General features: G+C 57.7%; 23 protein-coding genes and 2 pseudogenes. 9 read left to right on the top strand and 16 right to left on the bottom strand.

From position 1 onward, the window contains the following. Positions 1 to 89 precede the first annotated feature (89 nt). The 4 genes from DSOUD_RS04970 to DSOUD_RS04955 all read left to right on the top strand — a co-directional run bounded on the left by DSOUD_RS04970 (position 90) and on the right by DSOUD_RS04955 (position 3,716). Positions 90 to 569, top strand: coding sequence for a cupin domain-containing protein (locus DSOUD_RS04970; protein WP_096335472.1), 480 nt, complete (start codon positions 90 to 92; stop codon positions 567 to 569). Continuing rightward, positions 566 to 1,093, top strand: coding sequence for a shikimate kinase (locus DSOUD_RS04965; protein WP_053549964.1), 528 nt, complete (start codon positions 566 to 568; stop codon positions 1,091 to 1,093). The genes DSOUD_RS04970 and DSOUD_RS04965 overlap by 4 nt, the downstream gene beginning before the upstream one ends. Positions 1,094 to 1,294: 201 nt before the next feature. Then, positions 1,295 to 2,836, top strand: coding sequence for a 4-alpha-glucanotransferase (gene malQ, locus DSOUD_RS04960; protein ID WP_269745867.1), 1,542 nt, complete (start codon positions 1,295 to 1,297; stop codon positions 2,834 to 2,836). Between the two features lie 130 nt (positions 2,837 to 2,966). Next, positions 2,967 to 3,716 carry a hypothetical protein gene (locus tag DSOUD_RS04955; protein ID WP_053549962.1) on the top strand — a complete coding sequence of 250 codons (750 nt, stop codon included), beginning with the start codon at positions 2,967 to 2,969 and terminating at the stop codon, positions 3,714 to 3,716. Between the two features lie 205 nt (positions 3,717 to 3,921). Here the strand turns inward: DSOUD_RS04955 and DSOUD_RS04950 are convergent, their stop codons facing one another. The 15 genes and pseudogenes from DSOUD_RS04950 to DSOUD_RS17720 all read right to left on the bottom strand — a co-directional run bounded on the left by DSOUD_RS04950 (position 3,922) and on the right by DSOUD_RS17720 (position 16,279). Next, positions 3,922 to 5,046, bottom strand: coding sequence for a metallophosphoesterase (locus tag DSOUD_RS04950; RefSeq protein WP_053549961.1), 1,125 nt, complete (start codon positions 5,044 to 5,046; stop codon positions 3,922 to 3,924). 48 nt (positions 5,047 to 5,094) lie between these two features. Beyond that, positions 5,095 to 5,904, bottom strand: a complete 810-nt coding sequence (locus tag DSOUD_RS04945; protein WP_053552296.1) for a ZIP family metal transporter — start codon at positions 5,902 to 5,904, stop codon at positions 5,095 to 5,097. Between the two features lie 51 nt (positions 5,905 to 5,955). Then, positions 5,956 to 6,186: a hypothetical protein gene (locus tag DSOUD_RS04940; RefSeq protein WP_053549960.1), complete on the bottom strand. Its 231-nt coding sequence runs from the start codon at positions 6,184 to 6,186 to the stop codon at positions 5,956 to 5,958. Between the two features lie 15 nt (positions 6,187 to 6,201). After that, the gene (modF, locus tag DSOUD_RS04935; protein ID WP_053549959.1) at positions 6,202 to 7,683 is read right to left on the bottom strand and encodes a molybdate ABC transporter ATP-binding protein ModF; all 1,482 of its coding nucleotides are present in this window, start codon (positions 7,681 to 7,683) and stop codon (positions 6,202 to 6,204) included. Positions 7,684 to 7,713: 30 nt separating this feature from the next. Beyond that, complete coding sequence (locus tag DSOUD_RS04930; protein ID WP_232426532.1) at positions 7,714 to 8,991, bottom strand: CDP-alcohol phosphatidyltransferase family protein; 1,278 nt, start codon at positions 8,989 to 8,991, stop codon at positions 7,714 to 7,716. A gap of 194 nt (positions 8,992 to 9,185) precedes the next feature. After that, entirely contained in the window at positions 9,186 to 9,500 is a 315-nt protein-coding gene (locus DSOUD_RS17725; RefSeq protein WP_082351074.1) for a type II toxin-antitoxin system RelE/ParE family toxin, read from the bottom strand. Continuing rightward, positions 9,497 to 9,775: a type II toxin-antitoxin system Phd/YefM family antitoxin gene (locus DSOUD_RS04925; protein WP_053549957.1), complete on the bottom strand. Its 279-nt coding sequence runs from the start codon at positions 9,773 to 9,775 to the stop codon at positions 9,497 to 9,499. The genes DSOUD_RS17725 and DSOUD_RS04925 overlap by 4 nt, the downstream gene beginning before the upstream one ends. A 110-nt stretch (positions 9,776 to 9,885) precedes the next feature. After that, the gene (locus DSOUD_RS04920; RefSeq protein ID WP_198300368.1) at positions 9,886 to 10,590 is read right to left on the bottom strand and encodes a DUF1571 domain-containing protein; all 705 of its coding nucleotides are present in this window, start codon (positions 10,588 to 10,590) and stop codon (positions 9,886 to 9,888) included. 162 nt (positions 10,591 to 10,752) lie between these two features. Further along, the gene (locus DSOUD_RS04915; RefSeq protein WP_053549955.1) at positions 10,753 to 11,040 is read right to left on the bottom strand and encodes a HigA family addiction module antitoxin; all 288 of its coding nucleotides are present in this window, start codon (positions 11,038 to 11,040) and stop codon (positions 10,753 to 10,755) included. A gap of 506 nt (positions 11,041 to 11,546) precedes the next feature. Then, positions 11,547 to 12,236 carry a hypothetical protein gene (locus DSOUD_RS18350; protein ID WP_157671770.1) on the bottom strand — a complete coding sequence of 230 codons (690 nt, stop codon included), beginning with the start codon at positions 12,234 to 12,236 and terminating at the stop codon, positions 11,547 to 11,549. Between the two features lie 194 nt (positions 12,237 to 12,430). After that, positions 12,431 to 13,609, bottom strand: a pseudogene (locus tag DSOUD_RS04910) (transposase); the annotation flags it as partial. 22 nt (positions 13,610 to 13,631) lie between these two features. Then, positions 13,632 to 14,621, bottom strand: coding sequence for a transposase (locus DSOUD_RS04905; protein ID WP_053549954.1), 990 nt, complete (start codon positions 14,619 to 14,621; stop codon positions 13,632 to 13,634). Then, a complete protein-coding gene (locus tag DSOUD_RS04900) occupies positions 14,609 to 15,202 on the bottom strand; it encodes a transposase (RefSeq protein WP_232426499.1) in 594 nt (197 codons plus the stop codon). Before DSOUD_RS04900 ends, DSOUD_RS04905 begins: the two co-directional genes overlap by 13 nt. Positions 15,203 to 15,263: 61 nt before the next feature. Beyond that, positions 15,264 to 15,674 (bottom strand): annotated as a pseudogene (locus DSOUD_RS04895) (transposase); the annotation flags it as partial. Then, on the bottom strand, positions 15,662 to 16,279 hold the full coding sequence (locus tag DSOUD_RS17720; protein WP_232426498.1) for a transposase: 618 nt from the start codon (positions 16,277 to 16,279) through the stop codon (positions 15,662 to 15,664). The pseudogene DSOUD_RS04895 and the gene DSOUD_RS17720, both read right to left, overlap by 13 nt. Before the next feature lie 111 nt (positions 16,280 to 16,390). On the opposite strand from DSOUD_RS17720, the gene DSOUD_RS18345 reads away from it, so the two are divergent. The 4 genes from DSOUD_RS18345 (at position 16,391) to DSOUD_RS04865 (ending at position 20,452) form a co-directional block, all read left to right on the top strand. Then, entirely contained in the window at positions 16,391 to 16,756 is a 366-nt protein-coding gene (locus DSOUD_RS18345; RefSeq protein ID WP_157671769.1) for a Mu transposase domain-containing protein, read from the top strand. A 19-nt stretch (positions 16,757 to 16,775) separates the two neighbouring features. Continuing rightward, the gene (gene istB / locus DSOUD_RS04880; RefSeq protein WP_423739492.1) at positions 16,776 to 17,537 is read left to right on the top strand and encodes an IS21-like element helper ATPase IstB; all 762 of its coding nucleotides are present in this window, start codon (positions 16,776 to 16,778) and stop codon (positions 17,535 to 17,537) included. 942 nt (positions 17,538 to 18,479) lie between these two features. Next, positions 18,480 to 19,352: a site-specific integrase gene (locus DSOUD_RS04870; protein ID WP_232426489.1), complete on the top strand. Its 873-nt coding sequence runs from the start codon at positions 18,480 to 18,482 to the stop codon at positions 19,350 to 19,352. Beyond that, positions 19,349 to 20,452 carry an IS91 family transposase gene (locus tag DSOUD_RS04865; protein ID WP_053549608.1) on the top strand — a complete coding sequence of 368 codons (1,104 nt, stop codon included), beginning with the start codon at positions 19,349 to 19,351 and terminating at the stop codon, positions 20,450 to 20,452. Before DSOUD_RS04870 ends, DSOUD_RS04865 begins: the two co-directional genes overlap by 4 nt. Positions 20,453 to 21,208: 756 nt before the next feature. Here the strand turns inward: DSOUD_RS04865 and DSOUD_RS18805 are convergent. After that, positions 21,209 to 21,460 carry a hypothetical protein gene (locus DSOUD_RS18805; RefSeq protein WP_232426497.1) on the bottom strand — a complete coding sequence of 84 codons (252 nt, stop codon included), beginning with the start codon at positions 21,458 to 21,460 and terminating at the stop codon, positions 21,209 to 21,211. On the opposite strand from DSOUD_RS18805, the gene DSOUD_RS04860 reads away from it, so the two are divergent. Next, positions 21,344 to 22,519, top strand: a complete 1,176-nt coding sequence (locus DSOUD_RS04860; protein WP_423739491.1) for an integron integrase — start codon at positions 21,344 to 21,346, stop codon at positions 22,517 to 22,519. The two genes, DSOUD_RS18805 and DSOUD_RS04860, sit on opposite strands and share 117 nt — an antisense overlap. Positions 22,520 to 22,738 lie beyond the last annotated feature (219 nt).

The raw sequence follows: 22,738 nt of genomic DNA, 5'->3' as shown, positions 1-22,738 counted from the left end.
TGGGAGAGGGCGCTCTCCCTTCTCCCTTCTCCCTTCTCCCTTCTCCCTTCTCCCTTCTCCCTTCTTCCTTCTCCCTTGGATGTCACAACATGTACAACAAAGCACACTTCGACTGGGAGACGCTGCCGCCGCTGACTTCGCCGCGGCGCGACCTCGGGCTCAAGAGCGTCGCCCTCGGGCTGATTAACCTCCCGCCGGGGGAAGGGTACACCTTTACCCACAGTCACCGCGAACAGGAAGAGGTCTACATGATCCTCGAGGGGAGCGGCCAGCTCCTCATCGACGGCGAGCTCATCCCCCTGGCCCCCGGCGACATGGTGCGGGTCGATCCGGCCTCCAGGCGGGCGCTCAACAACGACGGCGAAACCCCCTTGCGGCTCATCTGCGCCGGCGGGGTGGCCGCCGGCTACCCGCGGCACGAGGGGGCGCGCTATCTCATCGACGACGGCATCCCCGACTACGACGACATCCCCCCCTGGTGTGCCGGCGATCCCGAGGTCGCCGCCAACAACGACCGGATCAAGGCCCGCTACCTGCGCACCCTCGCCAGACGCAGCGACGAATCGTGACCGGCGCCGGAAATCTGGTGCTCATCGGCATGCCCGGCGCCGGCAAGAGTACCGTCGGCGCTCTTCTGGCCCGGCGCCTGAACATCCCCTTCATCGACATCGACGAGCTGATGATCGCCCGCCGGGGGCGTCCCCTGCAGAAGATCATCGATACCGAGGGACTACAGGCCTTTGCCCGCCTCGAGGAGGAGACCATTCTCGCCCTGGACGCCGCCGCTTCGGTCATCGCCACCGGCGGTTCGGCGGTCTACAGCGTCGCGGCGATGACGGCTCTCGGAAGGGACGGGACGATCATCTTTCTCGACCTCCCCCTGCAGGAGCTGGAGGAGCGGATCAGCGACATGACCACCCGGGGGATGGTGATCGCGCCGGAGACGACCTTTGCCGAGCTCTACCGCCAGCGCCGCCCCCTCTACCGCCGCCATGCCGACCTGGTGATCGTCCCCGGCGGCCGCAGGCCTGCCGAACTCGTCATCGACATCGAGGACCTGCTCCGCCGCCGCGGCCTCACCCTCGGCCGCTGAAGCCCCTCCCCTTTTCTCGTTTTCCACCGGCGATCCGTCGGAATTTCACCTTCGATAAAAATTCGCCGGCACTTCGACCTCTTTACCCCGGGGGTTCGGCCGCGGGAGCTTCCCCGAACGGAACCGCCACGCCAGGCGGGCACCGATAACGACGCCGAAGCGCTTTTTAAACCAGACCGCCTGTGGCATAATAATCAGGTTTTGCAAACCGGCAAGGAAAGGCGGTTCTTCATGAAGCAAAAACGCGTCAGCGGCATCCTCCTGCACCCCACATCCCTTCCCGGCCCCTACGGCCTCGGCTCCCTCGGCAGTGAGGCCTACCGTTTCATCGATTTCCTCTCCGGGGCCGGGCAGAGCATCTGGCAGATCCTCCCCCTGGGGCCGACCGGCTACGGCGACTCCCCCTACAGCGCCTTCTCCGCCTTTGCCGGCAATCCGCTGCTGATCTGCCCGGAGCGCCTGGTGGAACGGGGCGACCTCGATCCGGCCGACCTCGCCGGAGTCCGCATGCCCGAAGGGGAGGCCCATTTCGGCTTCGTCCAGGGCTTTCTCGGCCGTCTGCTGCACAAGGGCGCGGCCTGTTTCGAACGCCAGGGGGCCGGGGCGCGCCGCGCCGCCTACGAGCGTTTCTGCTCCGAGCAGGCCTACTGGCTCAACGATTACGCCATCTTCCAGGCCCTGCGCAGCCACTTCGAGCACCGCTCCTGGAACGAGTGGCCGGAGGAGATCCGTTGCCGCAGGGACTCTGCCCTGCACTTCTGGGGGGAAGAGCTCGCCGCGACGATCCGGGTCCACAAATACGCCCAGTTCGTCTTCTTCGAGCAGTGGTTCGCTCTCAGGGACTACGCCGCCAGCCGCGGCGTGCGCATCCTCGGCGACCTGCCGATCTTCGTCGCCCTCGACTCCGCCGACGTCTGGGCCAACCAGCACCTCTTCCACCTTAATGAGGAGGGACGGCCGCTCCTCGTCGCCGGTGTCCCCCCCGACTACTTCAGCACAACGGGGCAGCGCTGGGGAAACCCCCTCTACCGCTGGGAGGCGATGGCGGAGGAGGGGTACGCCTGGTGGCTCTCCCGCTTCCGCTGGAATCTCGCCCAGACCGACCTGGTGCGCATCGATCACTTCCGCGGCTTCGAGGCCTGCTGGGCGATCCCCGCCGAAGAGAAGACCGCCGTCAACGGCCAGTGGCTCAAGGTTCCCGGCGCCGAACTCTTCAGGGCCCTGAAGGCCGCCCTCGGCAGGGTGCCGATCATCGCCGAGGACCTCGGCCTCATCACCCCCGAAGTCGAGGCGCTGCGGAGGGAGTTCGGCTTTCCCGGAATGAAGATCCTACAGTTTGCCTTCGGCTCGGGAGCCGACAACCCCTACCTCCCCCACAATCTGGAGAGCGACTGCGTCGTTTATACGGGCACCCACGACAACGACACCACTCTCGGCTGGTGGCGCAAGCTCTCGGGACAGGAACGCGAGGGAGTGCGCGCCTATCTCGGCAGCAGCGGCCGGGACCAGCCCTGGGAACTGATCCGCGCCGCCCTGGCCAGCGTCGGGGCGTACTGCATCATCCCCCTGCAGGACCTCCTCGCCCTCGGCAGCGAGGCGCGGATGAATACCCCCGGGCGGGCGGGGGGGAACTGGGGGTGGCGCTTCTCCCCCGGCGACCTCGGCGTCGACCTGCAGCAGCGTCTCTCCGCCCTGACTGCCCTCTACGGCCGTCACCTTCGCCCTCCCGAGAATGGTCCCTGATCGCCACCCCAAGGGCGAAAGGACTTGTCTCCCCCTGGCGATCCATGCTAAATTGTCCGGCGAATGAAAGAGCGTCAATTTTTACCGCGGGCAGCGTGCCCGGACACTTAACCCACCCGGAGGAAATGTCGTGAAAAAAAGTCTCATTCTCATGCTCGCCTCACTGATCGCCCTGTCCCTCGCCGCCGGTTGCAAGGACAAAACCAAAGCCCCCGAAACCGCGGAAACAAAGGTCCCCGCCGCCGCCGAGCAGAGCGCTCAGGGGCAGAGCGGCACCGTCACCGAGACCATGAATTCGGGCGGCTACACCTACGTCCTGGTCGATACCGGCAGCGAAAAGATCTGGGCTGCAGCCCCTGAACTCCAGGTCAAGGTCGGCGACGCCGTCGTTATCCCCGCCGGAATGCCGATGAAGGACTACCACAGCAAGACTCTCGATCGTACCTTCGACGTCGTCTACTTCGTCGACAGCATCATGGTCGGCGGCGAGCAGGCCCTCGGCGGCGAAGCCAAGATGCCCGAAGGGCACCCCGTCGTCCCCGGCACCGAGCCGGCGGTAAAAATCGAAGGGATCGAGAAGGTCGCCGGCGGCAAGACCGTCGCCGAGGTCTTCGGCGGCAAGGCCGACCTCTCCGGCAAGGAAGTCTCCGTGCGCGGCCAGGTCGTCAAGTTCAGCCCCGAAATCATGGGGAAAAACTGGATCCACCTCCAGGACGGCTCCGGTGCCGAAGGGACCAACGACCTGACCGTCACCACCACCGCCATGGTCAAAGTCGGCGACACCGTCGTCGTCACCGGTCCGGTCATCACCGACAAGGACTTCGGCTACGGCTACAAGTACGAGGTCATCATCGAAGACGCCAAGGTGGTCGTCGAGTAACATCCGACGCTCCTGAAGCAACGAAGCCCCCGGTCCTTTTCGGACCGGGGGCTTTTTTTTATCCAGGGGACCCAACCCATTCAACGCAGAGGCGCTGAGGAGACAGAGGCGGAGAGAGGGGCATGAAAGCAAGGGAACCCCCGGGATTTTCTCTGCGCCCTCCCCTGCCTCTGCGCCTCAGCGTTGAAAAATTCATGACCGCCCCTCAGGGAGACGCCGGGATGATTTCGAAGAGGGTGATCTCCGGCGGAGAGAGGATCCGCATCGGCGGCCCCCAGGTCCCGGTGCCGCGACTGGCATAGAGATGCCCCCTGCCGTCGAGGGGAGAGAGACCGTCCTGCAGGGGATATTCCAGGGCGGTGAGGAAATTGAAGGGGAAGATCTGGCCGCGGTGGGCGTGTCCGGAGAGCTGCAGGTCGAAGAGGCCAAGAGCGAGTCGATTGGGGCGCGGGCGGTGCTTGAGGAGGAGGGTGAAGAGACCCCGGTCCAAACCCTGCAGCACCGGCACCTCGTCGACCGGGCCCCCCCGCGCCGGATCGTCCACCCCGGCGAGGATCAGGCGGTCGCCGGCCGCCACACTTTCATTGCGCAGCACCCGGAAGCCGCTGCGGCGGAGAAAATCGAGGGACTGCTCGAGGCCGGCGTAGACCTCGTGATTGCCGGTCACCGCGTACTTCCCCAGGGGGGGATCGAGGCTCTGCCAGAGGTTGATGAGCTCATCGAGGTGGCTGATCTGGGCGTCGACGATGTCGCCGGTGGCGACGAGCAGGTCGGGCCTGAGCTCCTGCAGCCGGGCGACGATGGGCGCCAGGGCCTCCTCGCGGAGAATCAGCCCGAGATGGAGATCGGAAACCTGGGCGATGCGGATCGAAGGAGAACCGGGCGGAAGCTTGGCGGTGACGATTCGCACCTCCTCCACCCGCAAGTTCGACGCCTCATAGAGACCGTAGAAACTTGCCGCGATCACCGCGAAGAGGACGAGGGCCGCAGAGAGGGCGCCGTGGAGCGACAGCGTTGAAAGGGAGGGGACGACCTTGGCCATCAGGTGGGTCAGCAACTCCCAGGCGCCGAGAACGGCGAAGGCGGCAAAGGCCAGGAAAAGGAGGCCCATCCAGCTGTATCCCACCCAGGCCATCCCCCGTGCCGCCATCTCGAAGCCTGCGCGGTCGAGAAGGCGTACCAGCAGCGGCGCCAGAATCATCGCCGCCATCCAGACCCAGGTCAGAGTCGGCAGGAGCGGATGTCCCTTGAGCAGGGGGTGGAAGCCCCAGAAGACCAGGGCGTGCATGCCGGTGTAGATGGCGAGAAAGGTCAGGGCGAAAAGAATCATCGGTCCCTCCCGGAGTCAGGGGGAAGAAGGAAACGCTGAGGCAACCGGTCACCCCAGCGCAACGTCGAGGATCATCATGAGGGTGAACCCGATCATCACCCCCAGGGTGGCGATGTCGGTGTTTCCTCCCCGCTGCGACTCGGGGATGACCTCCTCGACGACGACGAAGATCATCGCCCCGGCGGCAAAGGAGAGGGCCATGGGGAGGAGCGGTTCGGCCGCCACCACCAGGGCGGCGCCGAGAACGGCGGCGAAAATTTCCACGACCCCCGAGAGCTGGCCGGCCATGAAGCTGCGGCGGCGGGTGAGGCCGTCGCGGAAGAGGGGGACGGAAACGGCCATCCCCTCGGGAAAATTCTGGATGCCGATACCGAGGGCCAGGGCGATGGCGCCCGAAAGGGAGGCGTCGGAAAAACCGGCGCCGACGGCGCCGAAGGCGACGCCGATAGCCAGCCCCTCGGGGATGTTGTGCAGGGTGATGGCCAGCACCAGCAGCGTGCTGCGGCGCCAGCGGGTGGGAATTCCTTCGGCCTCGGAGCGGGGGAAGTTCAGGTGCAGGTGCGGCAGGAAGTTGTCTATCAGGCGGAGAAAGGCGCCGCCGCAAAGAAATCCGAAGGCCACCGGCAGCCAGGCGGGGAACGCCTTCCCCTCCCCCATGGCCAGCGCCGGGGCAAGGAGCGACCAGTAACTGGCGGCAATCATGACGCCGGCGGCAAAGCCGAGCATGGCGTCGAGGGTCTTGCGCCCGGGATTGCGCCCGAGGTAGACGGTCCCGGCGCCGCAGGCCGTCATCCCCCAGGTGAAGAGGGAGGCCAGAAACGCCTGCCCGACCGGATGGATGGAGAGGAGGACGTCGATCAAGATGGTCTATCTCCCAAGCCGCCCCTTTTTGAAATCAAAGGGGGGTGGTTAACCCATAAACGACCGGCCCAGGTACGACTGGATCAGACAGAAGACCCCGTAAACACTCGGCAGGGCGATGTAGAAAAAGGCGTGGGCCACATTCCCCGCCCTCTCGCCGAACCGCTCCTTCATCGGTTGCAGTTTACCGAGTTTTGCCGGGTTGAACAGTCGCAGCGCCAGAGTGACGAGGCCGAACCCCAAAGCCAGGGTCCCGATTACTGCCGCGGAAATATCCATTTTTTCATCTCTCCTTCAGTCTGCAGCCGGGGAACGGCGACCGTCCCGTCGCGAGGTATAGCCGCCGCCGTCGGCCGGCACCAGTTCAAGAATGTTGTTGATGCAGGGGATATGGTCCTCCGGATGGTGGGTCACATAGAGGATCTGCGTGGTCCCGGTCTTCCCGAGGTGGTCGATGAGCTTCAAGACCATCTCCCGGTTGATGTCGTCGAGCCCCTGGCAGGGTTCGTCGAGGATGAGCAGGTCGGGCTGCTTCACCATGGCCCGCGCCAGAAGGACCAGGCGCTGCTCCCCGTAGGAGAGGTTGCGAAAAGGGGTCTCGAGATGCTTTTCCATGTGCAGCATCTTCAGCCAGTCCAGGGCGATCTCCTGCTGCCTTACCGAATAGGGGTGATACATGCCGATGGAATCGAAAAATCCTGAAATGACGACGACCTTAACCGTGGCCCCGACCCGGTACTCCTGCTGAAAGGACGTCGAGACCAGACCGATGCGTTTCTTGATCTCCCAGACACTCTCTCCCGAGCCTTTTTTTATGCCGAAGAGCCGGATATCGTTGGCATAGGCCTGGGTGTTGTCACCGCTCACGAGGCTCAGGAGGGTCGATTTCCCCGCGCCGTTGGGCCCCGTGATCTTCCAGTGCTCGCCGGGGCGCACCGTCCAGTCGAGGCGGTTGAGGATAAACCGTCCATCATAACGGACGACCACGCCCTTCATTTCGATGAGCGGCGTCTGGGCCGGCAGCGCAGACGTCGTGCAGGACGAATCGACTTCTGGGAGACGGGGCGGAAGGGTGTAATGAAAGGCGTGGAATCTGCGCAGGGCCTCCGAGGCGAGGAGGAGATCCCTGGTCCCCGACAGGAGGACCCGGCAGTCCTTCAGGTAGGCGATATGGGTTATTTCCGGGATGATTTCGCTGAAGCGATTCAGCAGCAGAACGACCCGGATCCCCTTGTCCGCCGCGTTGCCGATCAGGGTTTTAAGCAGAGCGCAGGACTCAAGGTCGAGTCCGTCGAAGGGTTCATCCAGAACGAGGAGTTCCGGTTCCTGCATCAGGGCCTTGCAGATGACGACCTTGCGCATCTCTCCGGTGGAGAGAAACTTGATGCCGCGATCGAGAATTTTCGTAAAGCCCATTTCCCGGGCCAGCGCAAGGAGCCTCGGTCCGGCGGCCGCGTCCTCACCGAGAATGAAGGCGCTGACCCTCGTTCCCTGGTCGGCAAACCCCAAAAAATCGGAGTCATCATTGTACCTTTCGAGCTCGAGAATTCGGTCTATTTTTTCAAAGGAGACGTATTCGTTTTTGTCCGTAGTGGAATAGGTACCGGAGATGACCTCGAGCCCGCCGCAGAGGAGGTTCCCCAGGGCGGTTTTCCCCGAGCCGTTGGCCCCGACAATGGCCCAGTGCTCCTCAGGGCCGAGGCGAAGACTGATATCCTCAAGCCTTGCCGTATCGTGGATGACCGCAGTCACCCGATCAAAGAAAATTTCCGACAAATCCGGCTCCAGTTCATTGGGGACAGCCGCTTAGCTCAAAGTCTCTTTTGGCCCCTTCCCCCAGAACAGGGGGGAGATCAGATAGGTCAGGGCAGCGACGAAGGAGATGAGGAGCGGCGCGAGATAGTTGTCACGATGAACGCCCAGAGCCAGCATGAAGAGAAAGGCGCCGAGGGCCAGAACGCGTACGACCCTGGGAATTTTCGGCAGGATGGTGCGGCCGAAGTGGGCGTAGGGGATGCGCGAGATCATCAGCAGGGCGGTGGCGACAACGATGATGCCGCTGACCAGATCGTTGGCTATGAGCACACAGGTGGTTCCCACCGCCAAAGCTCCGGCGGGTGACGGAAGCCCGGCAAAGGTCGTCACGCCCCCCAGTATCCCCTCCTTTCTCTTTTCGACGACAAAGCGGATCAGCCGGTACACGGTCGCTCCGACATACAATCCCCCCAGCAGCATTCCGACCCATAACTGGGCAAAGGATGCCGTGACTATGAGCCCGGCGGTCAGCCCGAAGCTCGTCCCGTCGGCCACATCGTCGAAGAGCTCCCCCTGGGGGGTGGAGCCCCAGCGCTCGGCGGCGCGTCCATCGAAGAGATCGAGAAACTGCCCCAGAAAGACGAGACCCAGGGCGTAGACCGGGGGGTGACCGGTGAGAATCACCCAGCAGCCGGCGAGTCCGCAGACCAGGTTCAGGAGACTGAGAATGTTGGCGTACCAGTAATTGGGGATGAGCTTGAAGATCGTAGAACAAAAGGCGAGACTGGTGCAGATCCAGAGGAGCGGGTTGATGGCCCGGTTCAGCAGCGGCAGCTTGCCGTAGATGAGGACCAGGCCGACGACAATCAGCAGCACCACCACGAGAAAGGTCTTGGCCTTGCCGAAGAGGTTCGCCGCTTTCACCTTGCTGAAGCGGCGGGACGTCTGGCCGATGACGTCAAAGGTCAGAAACAGCCCCACCAAGACCGGGTTGAGCCACCCCAACCAGGCCAGGTACGCCAGCATGGGGGAATACATGAGCTTGTCCGAAAAGGGGTCGATGGACTCCCCCTCCTCGGTATGCAGATCGCATTTGCGGGCGATATCCCCGTCGGTGATGTCGGTGATCATCCAGAAGGTGAAGAAGAGGAAACAGAGGCGCGGAAAACCGAGATACAACAAAGCCACGGAAACAAATCCCATGGGATAACGGGCCCGGCTGATGGCGTTCGGGTGTAGCCAGCGGTGTGCGCGCACCCAGGCGATCTGTTCGGGAGTTCGCAAGAATCGGCTGACGGCGAAGCGTTCCAGGCCCAGCATCAGCAACACGGGCAACGCAATCTCAAGCATAATAGAACTGTAAGTTGTCATATAACCTTTACCCGATTGTATGTTTTTGATTCAGTCATCAGTCGCGGCAGGAACACTGAAGCCAAGCCGTGTCGCCAGATCGATCCCCGTGACCCGCATGTGACGGACGGCCAGATAGCAGATCGCGGCCTTCGCACTGGTTACGGTGCGCGTCAGCTCAGCGGCTTGTTAGCCGACTCTTCTGATGGATCTTCAGGAATCTGTGCGCCGTGCCACACGGCTACAACCCATACCACATCTTTTTTTATCCGATAGAAAAACCGATAGGGTGTAACAATGATCTCGCGGAAGTGACTATCCGAAAATTCCGGGAGGGTTCGTCCGGATTCGGGATAGTCGCGAAGGCGAGAGAGGATTTCCTCGACTTTTTGCCGAAAAGAAACTGCCGCGGACGGCTTGTCGCGGCGGATATAGGCTAATGCTTGCAGGAACTGATCGCGTGCCGAGGGGGTAAAGACGATCCTCATTGCCGTTCAGCCAGCAGAGCATCAGCTTCGGCCAGCACGGTTTCCAGTTCGAAGCCAACGCCAGTCTCAATGTCCCGCTCACCACGAGCAAGCAGTCTCAGGATTTCAAGTTCATGCTGCGTATGCTCGTACTCTCTCATACTGACCATTACAGCGGCGGCCCTTCCTCGCTGTGTGATGAACAAAGGATCGCGTGAAGAGGACAGGCGTTTGATGACGCCGCTAGCGTCCTGGCGGAGATCCGAGATGGGAATAATTTTCGGTGCTTTTGACATTGGCCGTACCTCCTATTGTACGTCTAAGAGTATCACTTGGAGGGGGGTGACGCAACGATGATTTTTTCCGGTTAACGAGTGGTCCTTGTTCTGAGCTTAATGGGTGGAGCTCAGAAGTCATACTCGGGATTCTTTGGGTCGAAGTCGGCGTCTGACAGACGCGCATCCAGATTCAGGTTCTCGTACCCGTAGTTCTCGACAAGCTGGCCGTCCCGGTCATAGATCCTGATCCTCAACAGGATCTTGCTCTCGACATCCTGGTTGATAACAAACTGCGCCCCGTCGTAGTCCTCCGCATTCTCGTAGGAGATGTCTATTACTATGACCTGCGTGTCCCTGCCGTAGACCTTTTCTTTTCCGCGACGGGTGAATGTTAGCACACCAGCCTTGATCGCCTTGCGCATGTTGATCGCAACAGTTTCCAGGAGGAAGCCAACCCCTGTGCTTGTGACCGGGCGAAGGTTGTCTTTCATGAGTTTCGGGTCATCTGGGTCGAGATTGCGGACGATAAAACTGAAAAATCCGCCCCTGTGCGCCCTGATGCGGCCTTTATTCCAGCCCACTATGTACAGTAACTCGCTCCCCTTGTATGGCTCTGTCACCCATTTCATGTACAGCGAATATGGCTTTTTTCTGAACTTGAGGAATATGTTCTCTTCCTCAAGAAGTTTACCCGCTATCCGTTGCTGTTTATGAAAAATGGCGGTGTAACTTTCGACCCTGTCGTAGGCGGCCTCTGCCTCCACGAGCCATTTCTCAGGATCGGGTTGAGCGATTTCACCACCGTGCGCGGCCATAGCGGTGATGACGAACAACGCTGAACAGATGCTCCTGAGCAAAGGGCATATCATTTCAATAATAGGCTTCATTGATTCATATAAGGGTAGTGATAAGCGGTGGCGACGCGAACTTGCGTGTACCACTGAATCATTCGTAAACATCGGCGATATTTCATCCGCATCATTATGTAGCCAAAGTCAGCTCGCCATACGAATTTTCTTGATTCGCTTTTCAGGACGGTTCAATGCCAGGTCGTAGGTTGTCTGGAGGTTGATCCAGAACTCGGGGGTCGTGTCGAGAGCCTGAGCCAAGAGCCATGCCGTCTCCGAAGTGATGCCCCGCTTGCCCCGTATAATTTCATTGATCCGCTGCACGGGAACCTTGATATGTGCCGAGAAGGCAACCTGACTAACACCGAGTTCATCAAGAAACTCTTCTTTCAGGATTTTCCCGGGATGTGTCGGAATGCGATTCGTTGGAATCATAATGATTCTCCTTGACTATTTCCTAGTACCCTGTCACCCATAATCTTTCGCACCTTACTTGCGTCGGGGGCCGCGACCCCCGGGTCTTGTCCCTGAATTAAGCCCATGACTTAAACGGCAAATCCTACGCCCACAACGGCAAGAAGATCGGCAACGCCCACCTGCGTTGGCCCCTTGGACCAGCGCCGGATTCTGCACCTCCCCCGATCCCGCACCTGACTGCGGCCATCGAAGAGGATGGACCACGATTTTTTGAATGGGACGGCATGAGGTTACGCGCGTGATTCCAGGCGGCAGGGAGGACTCGAAACCAGAGCCCCTGCATCAAGAGCCTCGATAAGTGTTTGGAGCAGAATTCGTCTGCAGCCAGAAGTAATCCCAAGCCAGGAACCGGATGACCCTGGGTTGATCAGTCGCTTTTCAAGGAACGAAGGAGATCAATCTTTTTCGTGCGCGGTGAATTTTACCTCTTGACGGCCGGGGGCCTGATAAGTGTTAGGGGATTACTACCCTGGCGAAAAAATGGCTGCGAACAACTGAATTGGCCAGGTAAGGAAATCTAGGGTTAGGCCACCAGCAAATTTCGCGCAAAACACCATATACGCGCTTTTCGCTCTGGATGTTGGTAGAGAATATTCGAGTCTCTTTGGTGTAAATTTGCATTCATTGTAGTAGGCAACGCTTGTGTTAACATGCTCATTGGTAATTAGTATATGCCTGTCTTGCCTCTTTGTTCGGTTGCCATCAATAAAAATATACTTCCCGTCAGTGCCGTAAAATGAGTCGGTAGAGCACTTGTTTCTCTCGTTGTAATTGCTTTCATATAAGTCGTAATCAACAAACTTAAACATTGTATCGTTGTTTCTATTTTTGATGTATTCTGAAGCTGAAATCACAGTAATTGGACTTCTCTCTCTGCCGGTCACGCGCTGTAATGCCAAATCATATTTTAAGTACATATCCTCATTGTTTTTTTCTCTAACACTTATAACTTTTTTAACACCTTTAATATATAAATTAGTTCCACTTAGATATGCCTCAGAAGTACTAATCCATACTTGTCTGAGCAATCCATGCCGTAGTGCCTTCTTGACATAAGCGCCCCCATACCCAACTGTTGGCGCGAAGAAAAACCAACACCCACCAGTAAGGTAGAGAATTAAAAATATAAGGCCAAAAATTTTTTTCTTTTTCATATTACCTCTAACGAGTCTGTAGAAAAAACATTATCACAGGGCCTGAATTATCCCTGATCACAAATTTTCGGGATCTTCCAGTCGAAATCGAGTGAACAACTCAAATTCCTACCGGTTCGTCATTCTGTCAACTTTGCCCCGGAACAAAGCCATTTTCAGTCATCCCAGTGCCCTTTTTCTGCCTTTTTCCTCCCCTAAACCGCCCATCCGTATCTATGAATCTTGAAGATGTTGTGCAACATCGTCATCAGCTTCCACTGACCGTCGACCTTCTCTTTCCCGCGTAATGAGAAGCGTCGCAGTCCAAGGGTCTCGCGGATATTGCCGAAGACCGGTTCGACGATCCCCAGGCGCATGCTGTAGGTGTGGCGGCCCAGGGCGGTGTCGATTTTCTCCTTCATCCGTTGGATGGGTCCGACCTTGGTTTTGTCTTTGGGCAGAGTTTCCAGCAGTACATTGACCTGCCGAGCGCCCTTCTGCTTCACCGAGCGCAGGCACTGCGCCCGCAGGGGACAGTTGTCGCAGTCGGCCTGGCGCCCCATGAACTGCATGAAAACGTGCTGACCTATTTTTGCCTTCTCGCACTTGAGCCACAGCGTCTTTCCGGCGGGACAGGTGCAGGTCTGGTCGTCAAGGTCGACCGCGAAATCCTCGACGGAAAAGCGCTGTTTCGGGGCTTTCGGCTTGACCGGTTCGTTGGCCTTGTGGCGAGCGGCGGTCTGAAACCGAGGGTCGCGGGCGCGGAAAGCATTGTCGGCGATATAGGCGTCGATCCCTTGCGCCTCGAGATGCTCCAGGGTCTTCGTGCTGTGGTAGCCGCTGTCGGCCAGGACCTTGGCTCCGTCCAGGACGTCACTGTCCCCGCCCTGGCTGAGGTTGTCCCGCACCTTCTCGAGCATCGGCTCCAGCAGGCCGTGTTCCTGCCCCTGTCCGTAGGCTTCGGCGGCCACGACCACCTGGTGCTTGCCGTCAACGGCGGCGACGCCGTTATACCCCTGAAGCACGCCGTGACTGGTCTTCATCTTGGCGCTGGCGTTGTCGGTGATGTTGCTCTGCACGACCTTGCCCGAGATTCCCTGGCGGTCTTCGTTCTCGTTCAGAAACTTCTGGATCTTGTGGCTGGCCTTGCGAAGGGTGGCGATCTGCTTCTCCTCGCGCTGGCGCATCGACTCATCCCGGGCGCCCTTTTTGTCTTCTTCCCGGTGCTTTTTGAGCATGTACCCGACGGCCCGCTCGATCTTCTCGCTCTTCTTTTGCAAGTCGGCTTTGGTGCCGCTCCACTCCTTGGAGGCGTTCGACGGGAGCTTGCAGCCGTCGATGGCGAACATCTCCTTGCCGATCAACCCGAGACGGTCGCAGACCATCAGCACCTTGCTGGTCGAGGGACGCTGCTTGCTATTTTGCTATTTCTACCATTATCTGCTTTAACATTGCTGGATCGGCCCTCAATATCTTCTCCCCCCGCTTTGCCGCAAGACTGACACCCGAGGAGCCAAGGTGCAGAAACCTGCCGACTTCCTTCCCCCGATAACCACATTCAAATATCGCAAGATGACAGATAATTCCCCGCGCCGCCGCCGGAGCCCTGGTTTTGCTCGGTCTTCTCACAGCCTCGGGATCAAGGCCCCATAGGCTTGAAACGACTTCAAGCAAACGGGCAAGGGTGACGGTGCTTTGCATTTTCGTCTGCAGTTCGACATGCTGTTTCAGCTCGTCGACGAAATCGCCGCCTCCCAATATCCTTTCATCGAAACTTTCGCATTCGTTATTCTTACGCTCTGTCTGGCTTCGCTTCAATCCCCCGCCGACCAACTCCTCACACTGACCTTTCTTAATCCCCTCCGATACAAATTGTCGATAGTATTGTTGCGCAGTGGAAAGCGTATTGCCGAAGCGTTCCAGAATCGAGTTGGTTTCCTGCCCGGAAAAACTGCGGTTATCCATCAGGACCGCGTGACCGGACCAACGGTAATGATCCAACTCTTCAAGACTCGCCACCATCCCTGCCCGCAGTGGATTGAGGTGAATGTATCTGATCAGTTCCAGCAGATAAGGCTCCTCTTCGCAGACAATGGACTTATAGCGGTTCTGGAAAAGGTGCCCGCAGCGTTTGTGGCGCCGATTGAAGGAGACCGCATATCCGGTCAGAAGCCGGCGCATGAAAGAGGCAAGCGGTGTCGCAGTCGGCATCAACAACATGTGAAAATGATTGGATAAAATAGCCCAAGCGTAACAACGAACGCCAGTTTCGGGGAGCAAAGTGGCGACACGATCCACAAAATTCTGCCGATCGATATCGTCAATAAAGATATCGCGACGCTCAATTCCGCGAACGATTACGTGCTGGAGAAGTCCGGCAATGTCAAGTCTGGCTAAACGTGGCATGGTGGGAATGTACCAGTTGGACAAAATGAATCAATAGAAAAATAACAAGCAGCGTCCCCCGAGAATAGAAAAATAACAAGCAGCGTCCCCCGAGACAGAATCGAGTTGGTTTCCTGCCCGGAAAAACTGCGGTTATCCATCAGGACCGCGTGACCGGACCAACGGTAATGATCCAACTCTTCAAGACTCGCCACCATCCCTGCCCGCAGTGGATTGAGGTGAATGTATCTGATCAGTTCCAGCAGATAAGGCTCCTCTTCGCAGACAATGGACTTATAGCGGTTCTGGAAAAGGTGCCCGCAGCGTTTGTGGCGCCGATTGAAGGAGACCGCATATCCGGTCAGAAGCCGGCGCATGAAAGAGGCAAGCGGTGTCGCAGTCGGCATCAACAACATGTGAAAATGATTGGATAAAATAGCCCAAGCGTAACAACGAACGCCAGTTTCGGGGAGCAAAGTGGCGACACGATCCACAAAATTCTGCCGATCGATATCGTCAATAAAGATATCGCGACGCTCAATTCCGCGAACGATTACGTGCTGGAGAAGTCCGGCAATGTCAAGTCTGGCTAAACGTGGCATGGTGGGAATGTACCAGTTGGACAAAATGAATCAATAGAAAAATAACAAGCAGCGTCCCCCGAGACAACTCTTCAAGACTCGCCACCATCCCTGCCCGCAGTGGATTGAGGTGAATGTATCTGATCAGTTCCAGCAGATAAGGCTCCTCTTCGCAGACAATGGACTTATAGCGGTTCTGGAAAAGGTGCCCGCAGCGTTTGTGGCGCCGATTGAAGGAGACCGCATATCCGGTCAGAAGCCGGCGCATGAAAGAGGCAAGCGGTGTCGCAGTCGGCATCAACAACATGTGAAAATGATTGGATAAAATAGCCCAAGCGTAACAACGAACGCCAGTTTCGGGGAGCAAAGTGGCGACACGATCCACAAAATTCTGCCGATCGATATCGTCAATAAAGATATCGCGACGCTCAATTCCGCGAACGATTACGTGCTGGAGAAGTCCGGCAATGTCAAGTCTGGCTAAACGTGGCATGGTGGGAATGTACCAGTTGGACAAAATGAATCAATAGAAAAATAACAAGCAGCGTCCCCCGAGAATAGAAAAATAACAAGCAGCGTCCCCCGAGACAGAATCGAGTTGGTTTCCTGCCCGGAAAAACTGCGGTTATCCATCAGGACCGCGTGACCGGACCAACGGTAATGATCCAACTCTTCAAGACTCGCCACCATCCCTGCCCGCAGTGGATTGAGGTGAATGTATCTGATCAGTTCCAGCAGATAAGGCTCCTCTTCGCAGACAATGGACTTATAGCGGTTCTGGAAAAGGTGCCCGCAGCGTTTGTGGCGCCGATTGAAGGAGACCGCATATCCGGTCAGAAGCCGGCGCATGAAAGAGGCAAGCGGTGTCGCAGTCGGCATCAACAACATGTGAAAATGATTGGATAAAATAGCCCAAGCGTAACAACGAACGCCAGTTTCGGGGAGCAAAGTGGCGACACGATCCACAAAATTCTGCCGATCGATATCGTCAATAAAGATATCGCGACGCTCAATTCCGCGAACGATTACGTGCTGGAGAAGTCCGGCAATGTCAAGTCTGGCTAAACGTGGCATGGTGGGAATGTACCAGTTGGACAAAATGAATCAATAGAAAAATAACAAGCAGCGTCCCCCGAGAATAGAAAAATAACAAGCAGCGTCCCCCGAGACGGCGAGAGACCGATCGACCGCTTCGCCCATGAAAGTCTGGTGGAAATCAGCGCCGTGCCACCCTACCGCCTGGAGACGGTCGTCACCCGAGTGGTTCCTCCCGATGTTCTGGTGAACTTCAGCGGCAACCGCTACTCGGTTCCCTGGAGGTATGTCGGCGAAACCGTTGAAGTCCAGGTGCGCGGCAGCGAGGTGCTGCTTCTCTTCCGGGGGGAGCCGATTGCTTGTCATTCCAAGCTCGCAGGCTCCGGACAACGGTGTATCGACCCGGCACACTTGCAAGGCCTGTTTCGCAACCCCTGCGAGCGCCCGGCTCCCCATCCGCCGCGTTTTGATCCGCAGTGGCCCGGTGACGACGTGATGATCCGGGACTTGGCAATCTATGACCAAGTTGCCGGGCTTTAGGGAGGTGACGATGACACAGATAACAGACCTCTCCGATGGCTTAAAACAACTGAAGCTGCAGCGTCTCTCCGATCAGATTGATGGTTATCTGCAGGATGCCGCCAAGCAGCAGTGGGGCTATGACGAGTTCCTGCGGCAACTGATCGATGCGGAATTGGCATCCAAGCAGGATAAACGCACCGAGATGGGCACGCGCATGGCGCGTTTTCCCTTCGTCAAGACACTGGAATCCTTCGAATTCGCCTATCAACCGTCCATCGACGCCAAGCGCATCAAGGAACTGTCCTGCTGCCGCTGGGTGGCCAACGGCGAGAACATCCTGCTGCTGGGGCCACCCGGGGTAGGTAAAACCCATTTGGCCGTTGGCTTGGGGATTGAGGCTATTCGCCGCGGTTACCGAACGCTCTTTATCGGAGCCCAGGCTCTGATCGCCAGTCTTGCCCGTGCACACAATGAAAACCGGCTGGAGGACAAACTCAAGCAATACTGCCAGCCCAAACTGCTGATCATCGACGAGATCGGCTACATCCCTATTGATCGGCTGGGCGCCAATCTCTTCTTCCAGCTCATATCCCGCCGCTATGAGAAGGGGGCCATGATCATGACCTCAAACCAGCCCTACTCGAATTGGGGCGAAATCTTCGGCGATCAGGTCATCGCCAGCGCCATTCTAGACCGGGTGCTTCATCATGCCATTTCGATCAGCATCAAAGGTGAGAGCTACCGGCTAAAAGAGAAACTCAAAGCCGGCCTCCTGTCCAAACAGGCGGCAAGAGAATAACCCGAGGGGGGAATTTTCGATGACCGAAAAGGGGGAATTTTCAAAGACCATTGACACACAACAGCACTGAGCGAGTTTTTGCCCACAGCGAGAGGCAGGCCATCAAGCGGTTCCGCAGGACTTCCAAAGTGTGGAAAATTAAAAGTATTGTTCGTATCTAACAGGTTACGCATAAGCGGCGACGACGCGCCGGATTAATGAGTAGGATGCATTCGAGAACAACCCAGCTATTTTTCGTCCGCCTTCATGCTCTGGTTAGGCATTTTTTGTAATGAATCAACAATTAGCAATAGCTTTCTCTCATTCCTGATAACCACCAGTGATATCAAAAGCATTGCAAGAATGGTTACGAACAAAGTTAGGGTCATTAGTGGAAGCAACGCGGCCATTAGTATCACGGTCGAATTTTCAACTTTGCCATTAGAGAAGCTTTCCATAAAAGCGAATGGATTTATTAAATTCGGTGTTTTTATGACCAAGTACAAAGCACCACAAATGAAACCAACGGCACATATGCTGAGCGCAATATAGCCGTATCGATTTAATTTCCTGCGCTCTTGTAAGAATCTAATTTCTTTATTGCTTATGGTCATATTTTTTAAAAGCCTAACGATTCCGGTTAAGCGGCGACGATGCGCCGGTATGGGACTCACCACAATAGAATGCTTAAGACAGCAGGGTCATTTCTTTCTTCCCCTGCCGTTCAGTCATGCAGAGAAGCGTTTTCGGATCGCACGGCAAGTATTTCGTCCGCTTCAACCGCTTGTTCAAGTAAGCCGCTTCGCGGCAGAAGTTCCTAAAATCAACATCTTACATTCCAGCCTTCACACCCTACTTCCCCATCGCCCCCAAAAAAAGCTTCCGTACCAGCCGATCATCTGCTTTTCCTATCCACAAGCCGTATCTGGCGGCGAAACTTCAACTGTGGGAAGGAGAAACGTGATGACCGACTGGTACGAAAAATCAATGCGCGCTCTGCAACTGGCCGGCAAGGGGGAACGCACCCAGCAGGCCTACACCCGGTCCGTGCGCAAGCTGGTGGAGTTCTTCGACAAGTCCCCGGAGCTGATCTCGGAGACGGAGCTGCAGGATTACTTTCTGCACCGCCGTATCGTCGACGAGTGGTCGCCGAACACCATGCGGATCTGCCATGCCGGAATCCGCTTTTTCTTCGCCCATGTGCTGGAGCGCGACTGGCGGACCTTCGACTACCTGGGCGCCCAGAAGGAGTTCCGGCTGCCGACGGTCTTAAGTCGGGAGGAGGTGCGCCGGGTGCTGTCCTGCGTCTACACCTTCCACAACCGCGCCTACCTCTCCACCGCCTATGCCTGCGGTCTGCGTCTGCAGGAGGCGCTGTACCTGGAGATTTCGGATATCGACAGCGACCGAATGATGCTCCACGTCCATCGCGGAAAGGGGTCCAGGGACCGCTTCGTGCCGCTGCCATCGAAAGTGCTGCCGATGCTGCGTTCTTACTGGAAGACTCACCGGCATCCGCGCCTGCTCTTTCCGGCGTTGGGGCGCAATGGCAAGAACGCGGCAAAGGCTCAGTACCCCATGGCGATCAGCAGCGTTCAGGGGGCCATGAAAAACGCCGTGCGGGAGGCGGGCATCCACAAAAAGAACGTGAGGATTCACACCCTGCGTCACTCCTACGCCACCCACCTCCTCGAAGAGGGGGTGAACCTGCGGGTCATCCAGCGCTATCTGGGCCACGCTTCCATCGAGACGACCATGATCTATCTGCACCTGACCCAGAAAGGGAATGAGGATGCCTCTCAGCTGATCAACGCCCTGATGGAGGATCTGCGATGAGCCGCATCAATGAGATCTTCCGCACCTTTGCTCCCGAGTATCTGCGCCGCTTCGGCGACTCCATGCCCGCCGAACACAGAAAGGTAATCGACGCCATCATCAACTGCCGCACAGAGGTCAACGGTTCGGTGGTCTACCACTGCCAGGACTGCAATCAGCTTCACCTGGTGCATCGCGGCTGCGGCAACCGCCATTGCCCGGGATGCCAGAATCACAAGAGCCGCCAGTGGTTGGACAAGCAACTGCGGCGACAGTTGCCGGGGCACCACTTCATGCTGACCTTCACCGTGCCGCAGGAGCTCCGAGGGTTTCTCCGCAGCCACCAGCGCATCGGCTACGCGGCACTGTTCGCGGCGTCTTCGGAAGCGATCAAGGCGCTTTGCACCGATCCTCGCTTTACCGGCGGCGACACTCCGGGCTTCTTCGGCGTGCTGCACACCTGGGGACGCCAGTTGCAGTACCATCCGCATATCCACTATGTGGTCCCGGGAGGGATGCTGGCGAGTCAAAGCGGCCAGTGGCATCCCTCGGCAGTCAATTTCTACCTGCCGGTTCAGGCATTGTCAAAGATCGTCCGGGCCAAGTTCCGTGACCGGATGGCCAAGGCGGAGCTGCTGTCCGAAATCCCGGCCGAGGTCTGGGCCACCGACTGGAACGTCAACTCCCAGGCCGTCGGGAGTGCCGAGGCCTCCATCAAGTACCTCACCCCCTACGTCTTTCGGGTGGCGATCTCCAACAGCCGCATCGTCAAGGTCGAGGATGGCAAAGTCTTCCTCCACTACAGAAAGACTGGCAGCAATCGCCTGCGCACCCTGGCGCTCGACGCCCTGGAGTTCCTCCGGCGTTTCCTCCAGCACGTGCTCCCCACAGGTTTCATGAAGGTGCGTTACTACGGTTTCCTCAGCCCCGGCTCCAAGGTGCCTCTGGAGGAGGTGCGTGCAAGAATCGAGATGGCCTTCGGCTTCGAGCTCACCACCCCGGAGGTGGAGCCGGAGCCACCGCCGCAGATCGTCTGCCGGCACTGCGGGCACGAACTCGTCTACCGCTACTCGATCCTGCCCCACAGACGCCGACTTGCCGCAGAGGTGCCATCGGGATAAGCCGGAACGGAGATCCGCAGCCATATACCAATGAGGGTGGCAGTAGCCCGACGGGTCGTACTCCCGGAACGGGCCGGGTGAGGTTTGCCCAAAACCCAGCAAAATGGCCCGATTCTACTGCATTGAACCCGTTGGGAAAGGCCATGGGCCCGAGAGGATCGCCGAAAAAGGACCATTGATCGTCCCATCCCCCGCTTTCAACACCCGTTCGTCCCCGCCACGAGCCACACCCCACCCCTGACCAAAAAACCAATACCCTTATCTCAAAGATCCGTGCCCAATTGCCGGGCTTCATGAACAATGGATTGAGACGACCTTTCAGGTCGTGTCAATCCTTATGGGTTGGGCGCCCCTAGCAGTTCAGATCGCCTGGAATAGCTCAATTCATTTGTTTTTATTAGTGATTTTGGTAATGATGCTTAAAATTGATTTTTTCATGTAACCACGAAGCTGAATCGTTCGAGGCCGTATTAACTTGTTATACGACGTCGAACGATTCAGCTTCGTTAATTATCATGAATCTTAAATTCTAGCAATTTCGTTCTGTGCTTTTAAGAATATATGAATAATTTTAGCAGGTTGGACGAAGACGAACCCTTGTTAAGGCGCTCAACAGGGAATGGACGGTTACCGCCATATCGGGTATGACGGTTACCGCGCTATCGGTTGAAAATTCCAAAAAATTCAGTATGTTGTTGTTTAGCAGTTTCTAAGGCAGATATCAACAATTTTGAGGGGGGGCTCATGCTGGACGGTTCAAATCATCAATTTGACGCTGTATTCTGGAAAACCTATGCCCATTTTCTTGCCAGCGTAAACGTCAACGCAAAATATCACCACTTTTACATATCCTGGTGCCTGCAGTTCATCCAGTTCATGCAACCGCACCCGATCACCGAATGTCAGCCACAGCATGTCACCGCCTTTTTGACCAACCTGCGCGACAACCCCTCCCTCAAGGATTGGCAGTACAGCCAGGCTCGCTCTGCTTTGTGGCACCTCTTCCACGACCTTTTGAAAATATCATGGGCCACGAACAAACAGCCAGTCCGGCAGACTGGCACCCCTGAACCACACCGTGGGGCACCGGCAAAGCTGTCTGAATCCCATCAAACCACGCTTAAACATCTGCGAAGCACCTTGATCGGGCGCCAGTATGCCAAACGGACCGTTGCCACCTACGTCGACTGGGCCACGCGTTTTCTGGCTTTTTTCCCGCACCGCAACATCGCAGAACTGGACGCGCTTTCCGTTAAAGCCTATTTGACCTACCTGGCCGAGACGCACAATGTCGCGGTCAACACCCAGAAGCAGGCGCTCAACGCCCTGGTCTTTCTCTTTCAGGAAGCATTCGAACGGCCGCTGGGGGATTTTTCCGATTTTTCCCGGGCCAGAAAACCGATCAAGGTTCCGGTGGTTCTGAGTCGCGGAGAGGTCAGTGCCTTGCTTGGCGCGTTGAACCCGCCCTTTTTACTGATGTCTAACCTGCTTTACGGCTCAGGGCTGCGCCTGATGGAGGTTGCCCGGCTGCGCATCAAGGACGTCGATTTCGCTCTCGGCCAGATTCTGGTTCGCGATGGCAAAGGGCGCAAGGATCGTGTCGCCTTGCTCCCCGAGGCCTGCCGCGAGCCGCTCCACCAGCAAATAGCCGAAGCCCGACGGATTCATTCCGGAGACCTTGACCGGGGCTACGGCAAAGTCTGGCTGCCGACAGCCCTGGCCAAGAAATACCCCGGTGCGGCAACGGACTGGCGCTGGCAGTATGTGTTCCCGGCATCACGAATAAGCGTCGACCCGGAATCGGGTGAAATCCGCCGGCATCACTTTGATGAATCGGCCCTCCAGCGTGCGATCAGGGAAGCCGCATGCAACGCGAAGTTGACCAAGCGCGTCACCCCCCACACCCTGCGCCACTCCTTCGCCACCCACCTCCTCGAAGGGGGGTACGACATCCGCACGGTGCAGGAGCTCCTCGGCCACTCGGACGTTTCGACGACGATGATCTACACCCATGTTCTCAACAAGCCGGGGATCGGCGTGCGCAGTCCCCTGGACCGGCAGGCTTGAAGCGCACCTTCCTTCAGTAATCCCACCAAATGCCGAGGATTCCGTCATATGTGGAGGGGGAGCGCCTTATTCAAGCATCCGCTGCCAGTCCTCTCTGCCACCCAATGCAGCGTTATTCGACAGGAAACCAATTTTCCGAGCCTGCGGCAGGCAATTGGCAGGTTCCTTGCTCATCTCACCCCGTGGACCGGAAGAACGCCTTTTTCTTCCAGGGCAAAG

It is taken from the genome of Desulfuromonas soudanensis (genome assembly GCF_001278055.1).
Classification (GTDB): Bacteria; Desulfobacterota; Desulfuromonadia; order Desulfuromonadales; family WTL; genus Deferrimonas; species Deferrimonas soudanensis.
The sequence above is the reverse complement of the archived record's forward strand: the minus strand, read 5'-3'. Positions and strand labels throughout refer to the sequence as shown.

Excerpts from the sequence above, each read along its gene's own strand:
- DSOUD_RS04900 (WP_232426499.1), bottom strand. The coding sequence starts at position 15,202 with ATGCCACGTTTAGCCAGACTTGACATTGCCGGACTTCTCCAGCACGTA.
- DSOUD_RS04905 (WP_053549954.1), bottom strand. The coding sequence starts at position 14,621 with ATGCCACGTTTAGCCAGACTTGACATTGCCGGACTTCTCCAGCACGTA.
- DSOUD_RS18350 (WP_157671770.1), bottom strand. The coding sequence starts at position 12,236 with ATGAAAAAGAAAAAAATTTTTGGCCTTATATTTTTAATTCTCTACCTT.
- DSOUD_RS04970 (WP_096335472.1), top strand. The coding sequence starts at position 90 with ATGTACAACAAAGCACACTTCGACTGGGAGACGCTGCCGCCGCTGACT.
- DSOUD_RS17725 (WP_082351074.1), bottom strand. The coding sequence starts at position 9,500 with ATGAGGATCGTCTTTACCCCCTCGGCACGCGATCAGTTCCTGCAAGCA.
- DSOUD_RS04940 (WP_053549960.1), bottom strand. The coding sequence starts at position 6,186 with ATGGATATTTCCGCGGCAGTAATCGGGACCCTGGCTTTGGGGTTCGGC.
- DSOUD_RS04925 (WP_053549957.1), bottom strand. The coding sequence starts at position 9,775 with ATGTCAAAAGCACCGAAAATTATTCCCATCTCGGATCTCCGCCAGGAC.
- DSOUD_RS04915 (WP_053549955.1), bottom strand. The coding sequence starts at position 11,040 with ATGATTCCAACGAATCGCATTCCGACACATCCCGGGAAAATCCTGAAA.
- DSOUD_RS04950 (WP_053549961.1), bottom strand. The coding sequence starts at position 5,046 with ATGATTCTTTTCGCCCTGACCTTTCTCGCCATCTACACCGGCATGCAC.
- DSOUD_RS04870 (WP_232426489.1), top strand. The coding sequence starts at position 18,480 with ATGACCGACTGGTACGAAAAATCAATGCGCGCTCTGCAACTGGCCGGC.
- DSOUD_RS04865 (WP_053549608.1), top strand. The coding sequence starts at position 19,349 with ATGAGCCGCATCAATGAGATCTTCCGCACCTTTGCTCCCGAGTATCTG.